At 37.1% G+C, this 17,079-nt stretch carries 13 protein-coding genes and 1 pseudogene; 7 read left to right on the top strand and 7 right to left on the bottom strand.

All coding sequences use genetic code 11. From position 1 onward, the window contains the following. Window positions 1-63: 63 nt before the first annotated feature. On the top strand, window positions 64-387 hold the full coding sequence (locus DSM106972_RS12915) for a hypothetical protein (RefSeq protein ID WP_127081087.1): 324 nt from the start codon (window positions 64-66) through the stop codon (window positions 385-387). Here DSM106972_RS12915 and DSM106972_RS12910 read toward each other — a convergent pair. The 5 genes from DSM106972_RS12910 to DSM106972_RS12895 all read right to left on the bottom strand — a co-directional run bounded on the left by DSM106972_RS12910 (window position 340) and on the right by DSM106972_RS12895 (window position 4,092). Continuing rightward, window positions 340-612, bottom strand: a complete 273-nt coding sequence (locus DSM106972_RS12910; protein ID WP_127081086.1) for an NAD-dependent epimerase/dehydratase family protein — start codon at window positions 610-612, stop codon at window positions 340-342. The genes DSM106972_RS12915 and DSM106972_RS12910 overlap by 48 nt on opposite strands. 128 nt (window positions 613-740) lie before the next feature. Beyond that, window positions 741-1,343 carry a TetR/AcrR family transcriptional regulator gene (locus DSM106972_RS12905; RefSeq protein ID WP_127081085.1) on the bottom strand — a complete coding sequence of 201 codons (603 nt, stop codon included), beginning with the start codon at window positions 1,341-1,343 and terminating at the stop codon, window positions 741-743. A gap of 61 nt (window positions 1,344-1,404) precedes the next feature. After that, window positions 1,405-1,554 carry a hypothetical protein gene (locus DSM106972_RS52175; RefSeq protein WP_170213572.1) on the bottom strand — a complete coding sequence of 50 codons (150 nt, stop codon included), beginning with the start codon at window positions 1,552-1,554 and terminating at the stop codon, window positions 1,405-1,407. 173 nt (window positions 1,555-1,727) lie between these two features. Next, window positions 1,728-2,474 (bottom strand): DUF6745 domain-containing protein, encoded by a 747-nt coding sequence (locus DSM106972_RS12900; protein ID WP_127081084.1) that lies wholly within the window; start codon window positions 2,472-2,474, stop codon window positions 1,728-1,730. Between the two features lie 316 nt (window positions 2,475-2,790). After that, window positions 2,791-4,092, bottom strand: a complete 1,302-nt coding sequence (locus DSM106972_RS12895; RefSeq protein WP_127081083.1) for a site-specific integrase — start codon at window positions 4,090-4,092, stop codon at window positions 2,791-2,793. 172 nt (window positions 4,093-4,264) lie between these two features. Between DSM106972_RS12895 and DSM106972_RS12890 the strand changes: the two genes are divergently transcribed. Together DSM106972_RS12890 and nifK are read left to right on the top strand one after the other, a co-directional pair. Then, entirely contained in the window at window positions 4,265-4,405 is a 141-nt protein-coding gene (locus DSM106972_RS12890) for a nitrogenase molybdenum-iron protein subunit alpha (RefSeq protein ID WP_233786989.1), read from the top strand. A 223-nt stretch (window positions 4,406-4,628) separates the two neighbouring features. Beyond that, a pseudogene (gene nifK / locus DSM106972_RS12885) lies at window positions 4,629-5,915 on the top strand (nitrogenase molybdenum-iron protein subunit beta); the annotation flags it as partial. A 39-nt stretch (window positions 5,916-5,954) separates the two neighbouring features. Here nifK and DSM106972_RS12880 read toward each other — a convergent pair. After that, window positions 5,955-6,608, bottom strand: a complete 654-nt coding sequence (locus DSM106972_RS12880; protein WP_127081080.1) for an HAD family hydrolase — start codon at window positions 6,606-6,608, stop codon at window positions 5,955-5,957. A gap of 78 nt (window positions 6,609-6,686) precedes the next feature. Next, entirely contained in the window at window positions 6,687-8,420 is a 1,734-nt protein-coding gene (locus tag DSM106972_RS12875; protein ID WP_127081079.1) for an FAD-binding oxidoreductase, read from the bottom strand. A 277-nt stretch (window positions 8,421-8,697) separates the two neighbouring features. Here DSM106972_RS12875 and DSM106972_RS12870 point away from each other — a divergent pair, with 277 nt between their 5' ends. From DSM106972_RS12870 to DSM106972_RS12855, 4 genes are all read left to right on the top strand, one after another. After that, window positions 8,698-12,033 (top strand): thioester reductase domain-containing protein, encoded by a 3,336-nt coding sequence (locus DSM106972_RS12870; protein WP_127081078.1) that lies wholly within the window; start codon window positions 8,698-8,700, stop codon window positions 12,031-12,033. A gap of 74 nt (window positions 12,034-12,107) precedes the next feature. Continuing rightward, window positions 12,108-14,816: an AMP-binding protein gene (locus DSM106972_RS12865; protein ID WP_127081077.1), complete on the top strand. Its 2,709-nt coding sequence runs from the start codon at window positions 12,108-12,110 to the stop codon at window positions 14,814-14,816. A 40-nt stretch (window positions 14,817-14,856) separates the two neighbouring features. After that, window positions 14,857-16,077, top strand: a complete 1,221-nt coding sequence (locus DSM106972_RS12860; RefSeq protein WP_127081076.1) for a zinc-dependent alcohol dehydrogenase — start codon at window positions 14,857-14,859, stop codon at window positions 16,075-16,077. A gap of 20 nt (window positions 16,078-16,097) precedes the next feature. Beyond that, complete coding sequence (locus DSM106972_RS12855; protein ID WP_127081075.1) at window positions 16,098-17,075, top strand: fatty acid desaturase; 978 nt, start codon at window positions 16,098-16,100, stop codon at window positions 17,073-17,075. Window positions 17,076-17,079: the final 4 nt, after the last annotated feature.

The following is a 17,079-nucleotide window of genomic DNA, read 5'->3' as shown; positions in this document are numbered from 1 at the left end:
CAATGAGTGAATCGGGCGAAGAGTTAGCACATTATTTTCAATTCGAGGACGGAGTAAGTATAGATGAGTAAGTTACCAGACATAAATACAACAACAGCAAGAGTTAAAGGCAGTATTGAAAAAAGCTTGCACGTTTCTGATGTTATTAATGGTAAAAAAACATTAGGTGGTAGCTTAGGCAAGCGTTATGCTAAAGCGGCGCAAGAAGCAAATACTAGAGAGTTTGACCAATTCTGTCGTGGCAACCTGATTTTTAAACGTCCATTTTCTGAAAATACTGTTACTATGCCCTTTTTACCTTTGTTGCTGTCTTTGCTTTGCATAATGTTCAAATCATGTTCAAAAGTGGATATACCCATACAGGGTAATAAACATTATATAGGATAAATACTTACTAGCTACATGAAAAACAACATCGCACCGCAACATTCCTTGTATCATCGCTGTCTCGTTCAGCAAATCACCAAAAATAGGAGAGGCGCCTAGCGCAGTAACTTGTGTTGCAGCTTGTTTTGAGCGCACAAGTGCATTCACCTCATAACCACGTTCTTGCAGCATCCGAATCATCTGACCACCAACAAAACCTGAACCTCCCGTAACAAAGGCTTTCATGACTTGCTCCTCTAACAACTTACAGTTATTGAAATTTGTCACTAACTATATAAACGTTAATCTAGTCACAGCGATTGTGTCAAGTGACAAAAAATGAAATTTGTTACAATAGTTCTAATTGAAACTTTTTAAATAAAGCCTATAGATAACGCAGCAATCAGTAATTTAGCAACTGTAGTCACTTGCTCGTCTGTTGGAGAATCGTTTGCATCTGCCATCAGCAACGGATGACGGAATTTTAGGGTAGCATCCAAGACAGCATGAGTCGCGCGGTCGAGGTCTACAATTTTAAATTCTCCAGATTGGGCGCCACGGTTTAAAATTTCTTTTACAGAAGCGTAAATATGAACAAGATGCTGCTCAATAACATTTCGATGTGCTTGTAGAATTGCGCTGAGTGCCTCAAAAATTTCTGGGTCGGTTGAAGCTTGCGAACGTTTGCTGCGATAAAGTTCCAAAATATAAGCTTCAAGCAATTCGCTTGCAGGCTTAGACTGTTTCATAACTTTAGCTAACGCCTTTTCGGTGTCACCTAGCGAACGCGCGACCACCGCATCAATAATATCGGCTTTTGTTTTGAAGAAGCGGTAGACGTTAGCATGGGACATACCACAAGCGCGCGCAATTTCGCTAACCGTAGTTCGTGCATAGCCAAAACGCCGCAGATGCGCTTCTGCGGTAGCTAAAATCAGGTCACGAGTTTCTGGGTTTGTGTTTTCAACCTCTGGCATTATTACACCGACGTTATATATAACATATAACAATTAACATATTTCAATATCTGTAACATTATCATGTGCGTTCAAGGGCGCCAATACCCAAATCTTCACGTAATGTTCGCTCAACATCTTCCCATTCAGTTCCACAATAGTAATATTTTTTTTCTAATATATTGGCTAAGTAGAAACCGTGAGTTGCATTATTGATTTTTCGCTCGTTCATTTGCAACCTCTTTCATAGTTAACCCAAGCATGGAAAATATGTCTTCCTGCTGTAATTTCGGAAAATTCAGTGGATTATAAAAAGGCTTATCTTTAACAAAATGCCAGCCGTCAGATTTACGAATAACTACGCGCACGTAGCCAGGATAAATAATTGTGTCCATTAGTGGTTACTTAAGATACAAATGGAGATTTTCCGTGATTAGCATAAATATCATAACCATCGGCAAACTGAAGTGCTGGTTCTTCATCCCCATGAAGCAAGTTTTCTTCGTCGTAAGACAGTTTGGAAGGACGATTGATGGCAATACAAACATTCTCGTACATAAATAAGAAACCGCTATTTTGTATCAACTGCTGAATGACTTGCCATTTTCTCTTGTCATAATGACACTTAAGAACTGAAATACAGAAATCGAACATACATGCCCAAGCAGCCCATTCTGCTGGTCTAGTGAAGTTACTTGTAAAGTATAGAACATCACTATATTCTAATTCGGCATTAGTTTTTTCTAGGTCGGCGATTATTTGCTCTCTGAGACAATTTATTATAGAATGTGAAAAGTAGCATATTTGAGGTTTATCGTTGGTTGAGTAGTATGGATACTCAGTATATAGCGTTTGATTGCGTAATCTAATAAAGAGGTTAGCATCAAGCTGCTGCTTCAAGCCATATTCAAGATGTTCAAATACCCGCTTATAAAACTTAATATGAATATCACGACCTAAATAGATTTTGAAATCTTTTATACAAGTTACTTCTTGAATCGCTATCAAGGGGTTATTATAAAATAAAATTTCGGGTTCTGGGTATCCAGTGCTGAAGTAAGCTGCATTAATTACCTCTATAATGTTATCGCGACTAATTAGTTCTAGCGAATTCTCAATAAAACGCCATTTGTCTCGATATTTAGGAATCAAAGCTTCTTGTTCATCAAGTAGATTTGTAATACTTTTTTAACTTGGCATATTTCAATGTATAATTACTCATTCCATCTCTGATTGTTAGTATATTATTTCCATTCATCTTGCGTAAAGCGGAGCTTTTTTGTAAAGGCTAGAATTTTATAAATATCGATACGTTATGAGATGCTTCACTGCGTTCAGCATGACAATTTAGTGTTCAGTATGACAATTTAGTGTTGCTATGTTGTATTTTAACAAATATATTAGTGCCCCTCTCCGCTTGCCGAAGCGGCACACTACGTGAACGGAGAGGGGTTGGGGAGAGGTCTTATTAACTCCGCTTATAAACTAACTCCATCTTTAACTTCTCAATTTCCAGCTTTAACTTCTCATTCTCTACGCTCAAGCTCGCATTCTCATGCCTAATTACTTCAATCTCATTTCTCTTACTCAAGGCTTGATTAATTGCTAATTTTCGCATATCTAGCGAAAACCAGCGTTGATAGGTTTCGGTATGCACCTGGACGCTATGACCTAAATTATCTGCTGCTGCTTTAATTGGTATTCCTAGAACATGTGCGCGTATTGCCCATGCGTGACGTAAGTCATACGGTTTAAAGTCTAGTCCTACTTTTCTAAACCACCAGCTTACTCGTTGTGTTAATGCTGTTATATCAGCATGTTTAGTCTTGTCTTTTTTACTTATTGCCGTTGCTAGCATTTTTAAAGGTTTAGCATTTCTCAAGTCAAAATCTTCAATCCATTGTTTATGTAATGGTAATGCTTGTCTTTCTCCGGTTTTACAGTCTTTGTGGACTTTCCATGTTAAGTCTATATTTTCTTGGCTTAACCACCATGTAATATCAGGGTTAATAAAAAGCTCGCGTGGACGTAAACCAAAGACTGCTAGCATTCCGTATGTCCATCGCCATAACTGCCAGCTATCTTGTACATCTTGATTAACTTGATTGCCTCTATTATATAGATAATTTTCAAATTTAGTAAATCCTGTAGATATTTCCTCGTCAGAGGGTATATTTCTAGAATTGCGCTCTGGCATTTTAGAATATTTTGATAAATCTATGTCTATTTTAAATGTTTGACAAAATGCTGATATTGCTCTTGCTGCATTGTATCTTACCCATTCTTTATCAAGTTTTTCAATATAACCGATTAGATTTTCGGTAGTCGCTATATCTTCAGGGTTAGTGATGCGCTTTGTTCGAGAATAATAATAAAAAAATGTATGTTCGCTTTTGGTAGTGCGTTTATGTGTTTTAAAATACTCGTATTCAAATTGTTCTAATAATTCACAGATTTTTTTAAAGTCTTTTTTTATTGCTTCGTTACCTAAGTATTTATGATTCCATTCAAAGGTTTTACGCGCGATTAGTTTACCTAGTTCATGTGCTTCTTCCTCTGCTGTTTTTAATCCATCTAAGTTAGCAGGAATATTCAAGCTTATATTATACTGTTTTCTATCGGCGCCGTTTGTGTTTTTATCACCTGGTTTGAGTGGTAATGTTGCACGTAGCTGTAAACTTCCATTTGATTCGCGAATTGTTACTTTTGTTTTTGCTGATTTTAAACGTTGATTAATTATTTCTAATTCTTGCTGTATTTTTGCTTGCATATGCTCGTTGAAAAAATGAAATAGAAATGTGGCGCCGCATCATTTGAAGCGTAGATGCATTTACCCTAATAATCAATTTAGCCTACATTCAGTTTATAAATATATGTGTTATCTATAAACAAAGTATTAGAGAAACATTGTTAATATTTAACATTAAATCTTAATGCATTTTTTGAATTACTCCGGCCCTTATCACGGTTACGACGGATTTGCAATCTTCGCACGTGATATGGACTTAGCACTCAACAGCCCAACCTGGGGATTAATCAACACTCCTTGGAAAAAAGCTGAAGTTACTGCTAAAGCTGCTTAATTAAAAGTTAGGAATTAGTTAAGAGTTAAGAGTTAGGAGTGAGGAGTTAAGAGTTAACAGCTAGTTTGTTTATCTGTGGCTCCTAACTCCCCTAACTCTACAAAACTCATAACTCATAACTCCTGTACGGGCGGGTTAACGTAAATTTTCAATTATTTACCAGGATATAGATAAACCCGCGCTTCCAACCAAAACCCATTAATCAACAAAAGAGATAAAGAAAATGCCACAGAATCCAGAACGTATTGTTGACCACTTAGAGCTTTTCAAGCAAGAAGAATACACTCAACTCTTCAAGAACAAGCACGAACAATTTGAAGGCGCCCACCCAGCAGAAGAAGTACAACGTGTTTCTGAGTGGACAAAAGGTTGGGAATACCGCGAAAAGAATTTTGCTCGTGAAGCATTAACTGTTAACCCAGCTAAAGGTTGCCAACCAGTAGGCGCCATGTTCGCAGCATTGGGTATTGAAGGAACTCTTCCTTTTGTTCAAGGGTCTCAGGGTTGTGTGGCATATTTCCGTACACACCTTAGCCGTCACTACAAAGAGCCTTGCTCGGCAGTATCCTCTTCGATGACTGAAGATGCGGCAGTATTCGGTGGTTTGAACAACATGATTGAAGGTTTGGAAGTTTCTTACAAACTTTACAAGCCCAAAATGATTGCTGTTTGCACAACCTGTATGGCTGAAGTTATTGGAGATGACCTTGGCGCCTTCATTACCAACGCTAAAGGTGCTGGTGCTGTACCCCAAGATTTACCAATTCCTTTCGCTCACACTCCTAGCTTTGTTGGTTCACATACCACTGGCTACGACAACATGATGAAGGGTATTCTTCTTAACCTCACTGAAGGTAAGAAGGGCAAAGCCAACGGTAAAGTAAATATTATCTCTGGTTTTGATACCTATGTAGGTAACAACCGTGAAGTTAAGCATATGCTTGGCTTGATGGGAGTTGAGCATACCATCGTTTCTGACACCAGCGATTACTTTGATGCTCCTAACGATGGTGAGTATCAAATGTACCCAGGTGGAACCAAAATTGAAGATGTAGCTGATACCATCAACGCGAAAGCTACTGTTTGTTTACAACGCTACACCACACAGAAAACTCGCGAGTACATCGAGAAAACCTGGAAGCAAGACACTAAAGTTCTTCGTCCTTTCGGTGTTAAGGGTACTGACGAATTCTTGATGGCTATATCAGAAATTACTGGTAAGGCTATTCCTAAAGAGTTGGAAGTTGAACGCGGTCGTTTAGTTGACGCGATGACTGACTCTTATGCGTGGATTCACGGTAAGAAGTTCGCTATCTACGGCGACCCTGACCTTGTTTACAGTGTAACTTCGTTCTTGCTCGAAATGGGCGCCGAACCTGTTCACATTCTTTGCAACAACGGTGACCAAGAATTTAAGGCTGAAATGGAAGAAATGCTCAAAGCTAGCCCATTCGGTCAAGGCGCCACTGTTTGGATTCAAAAAGACTTGTGGCACTTCCGTTCCCTAATGTGTTGAGTATCAAGTTTAATTCTCCTGCGGCGACGAGTTTTATTTTATAAATAAGCTTTGACCTGGGTTAAAGATACGATAATACGGGTAATCGGCAATATCTAACATTTCTTTATCTCCTCTGCTGTCTCCATAGATATGAAGACAGTAATCATCAAGAGAACCTAATAATTCTTGCAGGCGCCTGACTTTTTCTTGACCGTAACAACACTTTCCATCAATACCTGTAAATATACCATTATTAAAATGTAATTGAGTTGCTAATACACTATCTATACCCATGATTTTTGCCCAAGGGATAAGATATATTTCTAAATTAGCACTAACGATTATAATTCGATGACCTTGGCTTTGATGCCATTTTAACTTTTCAATTGCAACTGGATTAAGTAATTTTGGTATTCCCTTAATAGCAAAATCATTGCTTAGTAACTCTATCTTGCGTTGTAGGCAGCGTTTAAAAAAACTAGGAAGCAATATTTCTTTGATCTTGTGGTTAGATATAGTTTTGAGTAAATAGCAAATTATACTTATAGTATGGGGTATTAAGTATAGCCAGTAAAAACGACCATGAGTTGATTCTAAAAATGGTAAAAAAGAATCTTTAAAAGTCAAAGTTCCATCAAAATCAAATACTGCAACAACTGGACGGGTTTGACTAGTAGATGATGAGAGTTGCTTTGCGGTATCCATTACGATGTAACAATCCTATGTAAAAAATTATATATATGTAGAGACGTGACATGTCACGTCTCTACAACACGCACGATATTAACTATCAAAAACGTTATTTCTGATACCAAAAATATTGCTGTGGTCAATACTATTCTTCATTTTCTTTAATAAATCAATGCTTGTAGAAGTCATCATATCTTTCATAAAACTACTGCGAAGCTTACCAACTCCATGATGATGTGAAATTGAACCACCATTTTTGATAATGATTTCTCGTAATGAATGTTCAATTTTACTTAAAACGTTCTCTGGATTATTAATACCTTTAGCGCACATAGCATGTGTAAAGTAAATACAAACGCTGGTATGATAGAGTTGAGTGATACGATAAGATAAATATGGTTTACCTGGAAGATTATGTTTATTGTGTTCTTCTTCAATCGCAGCTTCCACGCTTCTACATACTTCCTCAACTTGGCTCCAAGGAACAGTTGTCTCAAACGTTTCTCCGAGAATGTGAAAACTGAATAGTAAATCTCGAATATAAGCAATAGCAAAGGTTAGCATGTAACCTCTTTGTCCATTTTTACCACCTGCAATTAATCCTTTATTTTGTTTTGCTAAGGATTTAATGCTTGCTTTTTGATAAGCAACTTCTTGTTGATCACCTTCAAAAACAATAGTTGCAGCAGCCATTTTATTTGGGTCTAAACCACGAATTTTAAATACATAAAATTCGGTTAATTTATTTAGTAAAGCCTTGATACCTTTAATTTCCGGCTTTAAAGCTTGAGCAAATCGGAATTGCTTGTTGTCAACTAAACGTACACTTGCTGGAATGGCGCCAGTTTTCGCTAGTTGATTTAAAAACTTTAATCCATGCTCAAAACTGGGAAAAATGACAGAATTGTATTCTTGAACTTGGGGAAGTGGATGAATTTTTATAACTGCTTTGGTAATAATACCTAGGTTTCCTTCGCTGCCAAATAATAAGTTTTGAGGTTGCATTCCCATTGAAACTCGACTTGAAGGTTGAGTTTGTTCAAGAATACCTGACGGTGTTATCATTGTAATATTCTCTACAATTTGCTCAATATTGCCATAGCGATTTTTCTTCATTCCACTGGCATTAGTGGCAATCCAACCCCCTAATGTAGACAGTTCCATACTGTCGGGTTCATGACCACAAGTAAATCCTTGATTTCTTAATTCTTCTTCTAATTGAACACCAGTAATTCCAGCTTGAACACAAGCACGCAAATTCTCTTTATCTATCCACTCAATACGCTGCATCCTCCCCATATCTACTGCTACAATCATTCTTGGCTCATTAGATGGCAATTTAAGAGCGCAGCTAACGTTAGTTCCACCACCATATGGAATTAGACACACGTTATGCTTCGTCGCAATTTCAATTAATGTTTTAACATCGTTCTCTGACTCGCAGTAAAACACCATATCTACAGTACGGTCTAATTGATGATAAAGAACTTTATATACTTCCTCTGCTGAGGTTTGTCCATGACTATGTTGTAATCTCTCTTGATCCGCGAAACTATAGTGGTTGTTACTAAATAATTGACTGACCTCTTCACAAAAAGGTATATTTTTATTAGCAGACGCTACAGTTTTCTTTTCGACTTCAGTTTGAGGATGATTAAAATCAATTTTAACTTTTAATTGATCTTCAAAATAAGGCAATAGTTTTGTAATTTTATAACCTGCCAATTTGTAGCGATTTCCAGTCATTGTCACGGAATTATCGCTATTAACTTTAAAAGTCGTATCTTTAAATCCCCACTTGTGAAGCCAACGATTATTTTCTATCATAAATATAAATATTTGAGTCGGTTGGTGTACGCTATGCCCAGCTTACCTACATTTACACTACATTATTTAGGTTTAGTTATTTATTAACTTAATTGCCAACAGTATAAATGCTTAAATGCAAGTCATCAACAAAACTAGAGAAATTACTGATTGCTAAATGTATTGTATTGAATAGTATTGATTATATATAACATTTAAACTTCTGGTATTAAAAATTCAATCAGCAGCATTTTTAATCATAGCAGAAATAAACAAATTTTAAGCTAGGCAGCATCGAATGGAACTTTTTCTCAAATCTGTTGATAATTTAGTAGATTTATTAATTAATAAAGCGCAAGAACAGCCAGAGCAAACAATTTTTAAATTTTTGCAGGAAGGAGAAGCTGAGACTGATAGTCTGAATTATCAGGAATTAGACTTTAAAGCGCGCGTTATTGCTGCGAAACTCCAAAATATGGGGATGACAGGAGAACGCGCTTTACTGCTGTATCCACCAGGATTAGAATTTATCACTGCTTTTTTTGGATGTTTGTATGCAGGGGTGATAGGGGTTCCCGCATATCCACCACGCGCTAACCAAAATTTAGTAAGACTGCAAGCAATAGTTACCTCAGCAGGCGCCTCAATGGCATTAACTACAGCATCTTTGCTACCTAGCTTAGAACAACGCTGGGCTTCGAGCTTACCTCTACATTGGTTAGCTACTGATAGTATTAAAGATAACTCAGCATCATGGAAACAAATACTTATTAATCAAGACTCTTTAGCTTTTCTTCAATACACATCTGGTTCAACAGGTGTACCCAAAGGAGTGATGGTGAGTCATGGCAACCTGATGCACAATTCTGAGTATATTCGGCAAGCATTTGAATTATCACCCGAAAGCGTGTCAGTCACTTGGTTGCCCAGTTTCCATGACATGGGATTAATTGACGGTATAATTCAACCTTTGTATACAGGCTTTTTAGGTGTTGTAATGCCACCTGTAGCTTTTATCCAGCAGCCGATACGATGGCTACAAGCAATCTCACGCTATAAAGCAACCCACTGTGGAGGTCCCAATTTTGGCTATGATTTGTGTACGAAGATTAAATCTGAGCAACTCCAGGGTCTTGATTTAAGCAGTTGGAAAAGCGCTTATAGTGGCGCCGAACCAGTACGTCGCGAAACTTTAGAAAAATTTACTCATACTTTTGCTGATTGGGGTTTTCAAGCGCGCTTTTTCTATCCTTGTTATGGAATGGCTGAAGCAACCCTGATGATTACAGGAGGCGCCGTGAACAATGAACCTGTTTATTGTACAGTAGATTCAACTGCATTATCACAAAACCAGATTATTGAAGTAGAAGATAGAAATACTCAAAAACCAAAGCATTTAGTCGGATGTGGACACGTTTGGCTAGATACTAAACTTGTCATTGTTAACCCCGATACATTAACCCAGTGTTCCTCTGACCAAGTTGGGGAAATTTGGGTCAGTGGTGGAAGCGTTGCTCAAGGTTATTGGAAACAAGAGGAACATACGGAACAAACTTTTAAAGCTTATTTGGCAGACAGTGGTTCTAGACCATTTTTGAGAACAGGCGATTTAGGCTTTGTCAAAAACGGAGAGTTGTTTGTTACTGGGCGCCTCAAAGATGTAGTTATTATTCGCGGTCGTAACCACTACCCGCAAGATATCGAACTAACAGTAGAACGAAGTAACGTATCAATACGGACTTCTTGTAGCGCTGCATTTTCAGTGGAAGTTGCAGGAGAAGAAAGATTAGTAATAGCTGTAGAGGTAGACCGTCGTTTTATTCGTTCGCATCGTCAGTTAGAGCGTCGTCAACAACAGTCTATAGATGGTTGTGAGGCAGTAATTGCTTCTGAGCTTGATGCACCGGATACCATTAGCGTTATCCGTCAAGCAGTTTCTCAACATCATGATTTACAAGTTTACGCAGTTTTATTACTCAAAACTGGGAGCATTCCCAAAACATCTAGTGGCAAAATTCAACGTCATGCATGTCGTAATGGATTTTTAAACGGTACTTTAGATGTAGTGCAACAGTGGATTGAAACAGTTCCTGTACAAAGTGTGATAGAAGAGACTTTCCACAGTACAAATGTAAAACCAAATTGGGTTGTCTCGCTTGTTGCTCAAAAATTACAAGTTAATCCCCAAGCAATAAATACTCAACAACCTTTGTCTTATTATGGACTTGATTCGGTTCAAGCTGTGATGTTAGTCGCGGACTTCGAGCAATATCTTGAACGTAAGCTAACCCCAACCCTACTGTATGAGTATCCAACTATTGACGCTTTAGTTAAATATTTAGACCTAGTTCATACTGAGGCTTCTACCACCAGCATAGATAATAATCAGGCGCCTCCTCTTTCAGTTGAATTGAATCTTAACAACGAAGCTCTACTTGACCCGGCAATTTGTCGTATTACTGATTTTAGTGAAATTAGCAAAAATAAATCTATCTTGCTAACTGGTGCAACAGGATTTTTAGGAGCTTATTTACTTCAGCAACTTTGTAGTGAACAAAAAGATGTTTATTGCTTAGTACGTGCCTCAGATACTGAAATAGCAAAGTATCGAATTCAACAAAATCTTGAATTATACGGTATATGGGATGAAAGTTTTAGTTCGAGAATCATTCCAGTAATAGGAGATTTATCTAAGCTAAAATTTGGATTTGCCAATGATGAGTTTGAAAACTTAGCTTCTAAGATAGACACTATATATCATAGTGGAGCTTTACTAAATTTCGTTTATCCCTACTGTGCGTTGAAACCAGTAAATGTTGTGGGAACTCAAGAAATATTGAGATTAGCTAACCAAACCAAAACTAAGCCAGTTCATTATATTTCTAGTGTCTCTGTATTTGAAGGAAGTGCTTATGCAAACCAAGTAGTTACAGAATCTGACCCACTTTTACATTGCGAGGGAATTTACATGGGTTATTCCCAAAGTAAATGGGTAGCAGAAAAATTAGTTATGGCAGCGTGCGAACGTGGATTACCCGTTTGTATTTACAGACCACCATTAATTTCTGGAGACAGTCAAACAGGCGCCTGGTATACATCAGATTTTATTTGCCGCATGATTAAAGGTGGTATCCAAATGGGATATTTACCAGACTTAGACTTTGAGTTAGATATCTCACCTGTAGATTATGTTAGTAAAGCAATTATCTATTTGTCTAAGCAAAATCACTCTAATGGTCAAGCTTTTCATTTAATGAATCCATCAAGTATACATTGGAGTGAGTTAATAGATTGGATGCAGTCAATTGGTTATTCTGTCCAACGTATTTCTTATAATAAGTGGCTCGAAAAGTTAATTAATACTAGCGCCACAGAAAATCAAGCTTTGTATCCATTACTACCATTTTTTAGCCAAAAATGGTCAAGTAAACAGCTGACAATCCCACAGTTATATCAAAAATTACAGGCGCCTAATTTTAGTGTAGATAAAACATTAAACGCTCTAGCTGGTAGTAACATTACTTGCCCTCCAGTTAATAGCGAGCTACTCAATATATACTTTACCTATTTGATTAACATTGGTTTCCTAGACAAACCACGTCATTTTATCTCACCCATCTCAAGCGTCAGTTAATCACAGCAATAAAATCTCGCTAACCTCTAACCTCTGTGTTCTTTGTGTCTCTGTGGTAAAAAAGGAACAAGTAAATGACAGCATTATTAAGTAATTACTTCAAAACCCAACAAACCTTTTCCAACTTAGTGGAATTATTACGCTACCGAGCAGAGCAACAACCCAACGATACAGCATTTATCTATCTTAAAGACGGAGAAATAGAATCAACTAAATTAACTTATCAAGAGTTAGACATAAAAGCTAAAGCCATTGCAGTACAATTGCAACAAATTACTCAACCTGGAAAGCGCGCTTTACTATTGTACCCGTCCAGTTTAGACTTTATTGCTGCTTTCTTTGGGTGTTTATATGCTCAAGTCATCGCAGTTCCTGCATACCCACCAAGAGCAAATCAAAATCTTTTACGTATAAAAACCATAGTAGCTGACGCTCAAGCTACAGTTGCACTAACAACAACATCTTTACTATCAAATCTAACACAACGCTGGACTGAGAATTTAGAGTCAGCTAAATTACATTGGCTAGCTACTGACAGCGTTGATGATAACTTAGCTGAATTATGGCTACCAAAGCTACAGCAAAATTATTTAGCATTTCTCCAATATACTTCTGGTTCTACAGGCAACCCAAAAGGTGTAATGGTTACTCATGCCAATATTTTACACAACGAGCAAATGATTGCCACTGCTTTTGAGCATAGTGAAAAAACTATCTCGGTTGGCTGGTTGCCATTGTTTCATGATATGGGATTAATTGGAAACGTTCTACAGCCTTTATATTTAGGACTTCCCTGTATTCTCATGTCACCTGTAGATTTTCTCCAAAAACCTTTTCGTTGGTTAGATGCTATTTCTCGTTACAAGGCAAGTAGTAGTGGTGGTCCTAATTTTGCTTATGATTTGTGTCTACGCAAAATTACGGCAGAACAACGTTCTCAATTAGACTTAAGCACTTGGGATGTGGCTTTTACAGGCGCCGAACCAATTCGCGCTGAAACATTAACAGCATTTACTAATACTTTTGCTGAATGTGGTTTTAAACATCAAGCTTTTTACCCTTGTTATGGAATGGCTGAGGCAACTTTATTCATCACTGGAAGTATCAAAACTGATGTACCAGTTATTCAGACTATAGATAATCGAAGCATAGTAGGTTGTGGTCGCAGTGGGTCGGAACAAAAAGTGATTATTGTTCACCCAGAATCATTAACTCAGGTTGAGTCTGGGGAAGTTGGCGAGATATGGGTGAAAAGTCCAAGTGTTACTGCTGGTTACTGGAATAATCCTGAACAGACTACTAAAACCTTTAACGCATACCTTGCAGATACTAAAGAAGGTTCATTTCTACGTACAGGAGATTTAGGATTTATATTAGATGAAGAGTTATTCGTCACAGGAAGACTGAAAGATGTAATTATTATTAGAGGACGTAACCACTACCCCCAAGATATTGAAGCTACTATCGAACAAAGTCACCCTTCCATTAGAAAACCCAACTGTTGTGCAGCTTTTGGAATTAAAATTGAGGGAGAAGAACGTTTAGTTGTAGTTGTAGAACTTGAGCGACGTTACCGTCAAAGAAATAATTCGCAAGATACTGTACAAAACGAGATTGAGGAAATTGTTGGAACAATTCGTTCCTCAGTTGCAGAGCAACATGAACTCCAGGTATATGCTGTTAAACTACTAAAAGCAGGTACCATCCCTAAAACTTCTAGCGGAAAAATTCAGCGTTATGCTTGCCGAGATAGTTATGAAACTGGTACGTTAGATGTTATTCACGACTGGGTTGAGGAAAACTCTAGTATAGCTCCTCAACATCCTCACATTATCTCATTATACTATCAAGACTATTCAGCCAATACAATTCAAGCGTGGTTAACCGAGCGCGTTGCTGTTGAACTAAAAGTAAAGGCTGATAATATTGATGTTAAACGACCTTTAACTCAATATGGCTTAGATTCTTTACAGTCTGTAAGTCTTATAGCTGCCTTAGAAGATTGGTTAGGATGTCAGCTTTCCCCATCAATTTTAGAAGATTATTCGCAAATTGACACTTTAAGTAAGTTTTTGGCTAATATACTTTTAGAATCAAAATCGCCAGACAAGCAGAATGTTGCTCACAAAAAGACTTACTTACAAAAATTATTTTCTAATTTTACTTTAAGTTTAGAAAAAACTATATACAAGCATTACTTCCAAATTTCGTGTCAAGGTCTTGAAAATATTCCTCAAGATATACCGTTTTTGATAGCGGCAAATCATACAAGTCATTTAGATAGAGGAGCAGTTGCAGTTTCGCTATCGAAGTATGTTGACAGAATTTTTAGCTTAGGTGCAAGAGACTACTTTTTTGATAATCCGATAAAAACATGGTTCTTTAGCACATTTTTTAATCTAATTCCTTTTGAACGTCAAGGTAGCTTTAAGGAAGCAATACAACAGTGTCAGCAAGTATTAGTCAGGCGCCAATGTGTGTTAATTTTTCCAGAAGGAACCCGTTCTATGAATGGTAAATTACAAAAATTTCAGCCAGGAGTAGGATTGTTAGCATTAAAATTAAATGTACCAATTATACCAGTATACATTCAGGGTAGTTATCAAGCTTTGCCTAAAGGAAATTTATTTGCACTTCATAGTCCAATAAAGGTAATTTGTGGGGCGCCAATAGAGGTATCAGCATATAAAGCCAAACTAAGAGAATTTACAGAAAGCGAAGTTTCGCAACTGATTGCAAACGACTTACAAACTACAATTATACAGTTGCAAAACAACACGTAAGCTGGCTTAAGCCACCCTACAAATAAATTTGAGGGTTAAAATGTTAGCACTTAGTTATATCAAAAGCGTACCAAGATACTTACTAGTTCGTACTTTGGCGCCAAAACTACCGCAAATAAGTACAAGCTCTCTTTCTAGTCTTAAACTAGGCAACGTCACACCACCAACCCTACCAGGAAAAGAATGGATACGTATCAATACTCGTCTTAGCGGTATTTGTGGTTCTGATATATCAACCATTAAAGCAAAAGGAAGCTTTTATTTATCGCCATTTGTCTCGTTTCCTTTCGTCCTCGGTCACGAAGTTGTGGGAACTGTGAGCGAAGTTGGTTCATCAGTATCAAAAATTGCAGTTGGAGAACGGGTAGTTATTGAACCGAATTTAAGTTGTCAGGTACGAGGAATTTCTTCTTTATGTCCTCAATGTCAGAAAGGAAATTATGGAAACTGCGAGAACGTCACTTTAGGAGATATTGCTCCTGGTTTACAGACGGGTTACTGCCAAACTACTGGTGGTGGTTGGAGTTCAGAACTTGTAGCACATCAATTGCAGGTACACGTTGTTCCAGACAAGTTATCTGACGAGGAAGCTGTTTTGATTGAACCATTTAGCTGTGCTATTCATGGCGTTTTAAAAGCAAATTTACAAGGTGATGAAACAGTAATGGTAATGGGTTGTGGCGTAATTGGGTTATTAACCATTGCGGCAATGCGCGCGCTCGGATATAAGTGTCGCGTTTTAGCAATTGCTAAATATCCACATCAAGAAGAGCTTGCTCAAGTTTTAGGCGCCAATCAGGTATTTCGTTACAGTAAAAATATTCATCAAGAAATTAGTACATTTTTAAAGAGTAAAATCTTTCAACCGGACTTAGGAAAACCAGTTTTAGCTTCTGGGGTTGATTGTACATTTGATTGTGTAGCGACTTCCAACAGTATTGATGACTCATTAAGATTAACTCGTGCCAATGGCAAAGTTGTACTTGTGGGAATGCCCGCAGTTCCTAAAGGAATTGATTGGACTGCTATGTGGTACAAAGAACTGCAAATTATCGGCGCCTATACGTATGGTACAGAAATATACCAAGGAGAAAAAATCCGAACATTTACACTTGCGCTTCGATTAATGGAACAGCAAGATGGTTTATTAAAGAGTTTGATAACAGGTTATTACAAGTTACAAGACTACCGTCAAGCTATGAAAACAGCAATGAATTCAAAACAATCCAAATCTATCAAGACTGTATTTGATTTACGTTAGAAATAAAAAAAATACAAATTATGGTGACACTTCAACAGCCGACATATTCAAAGCCCAAAAGAAAGATATCTTTAAATCAGCAACCAAAATGGCTCAGAAACGCTATTTTACTGGGAAATCAGTTTCACTACCGTAAAAAAATACCCATAATTCACAACACTATCAATATTTTTGTATTAATGTTGATTTTATTAGAAGCTTTGGGAGTTTCTTATTCGAGTACATTCTTGCCAACACTAGTTTTTATTCCATTAGGTTCAATAGCTTTTGGTTTGATTCAGTTCATGCTGTTTATCTTAGTAGTACATGAAGCATCACATAATATGTTTATAGTTCGCAAAAATCAGCAACAAGCTATTTTTTGGAATCGTTGTTTTGGTTGGATAATTAGTACATTTTATGGAATGGAGTATACAAAGCATTGGGAGGTTGGACATCAAGTCCATCATATTGATGCAATAGAATCTCATGACCCACAGAATTGTCCAAATACAATTTATATGGGTAAAGAGCTATTCAAATATACATTAATAGTTTTGTTATTGCCTGGTTACTTCCAGTTTGTCCGCAAATATGACGACTGCCAAGCACCTAAAAAATATGGTGTGAATATTAAGCTAATTACCGGACAAGTAATAATGTGGGCAACTTTTATTTATTTGTCCACAGTTTATATAAGTTGGGAAGTTCCAGTAGCAGCTTTTCTCGGTGTACAAGTTCTGTCAGTTTTGAACCAATTTAAAATTGCAATGGAACATGGAGGAGAAGTAGGATTTCGAGAGAACCCTTTAATGCGCTCATGCAGTTCATTTTTTCCTTTGAGAAGAATCATCATGCCATTAAATATTACTTTACATTTTGAGCATCATCTTAATTATTGCGTTCCCTGGTACGACTTATTAAAATATCACAACGAATTAAGACAGATTATACCTGAGTTAGTACAGAAAGACGTTTTTAAATCTAACTCAGAGGTTTGGAAACAAATTAGTAAATAAAATA

It is taken from the genome of Dulcicalothrix desertica PCC 7102 (assembly GCF_003991905.1).
GTDB classification, from domain to species: domain Bacteria; phylum Cyanobacteriota; class Cyanobacteriia; order Cyanobacteriales; family Nostocaceae; genus Dulcicalothrix; species Dulcicalothrix desertica.
The sequence above is the reverse complement of the archived record's forward strand: the minus strand, read 5'-3'. Positions and strand labels throughout refer to the sequence as shown.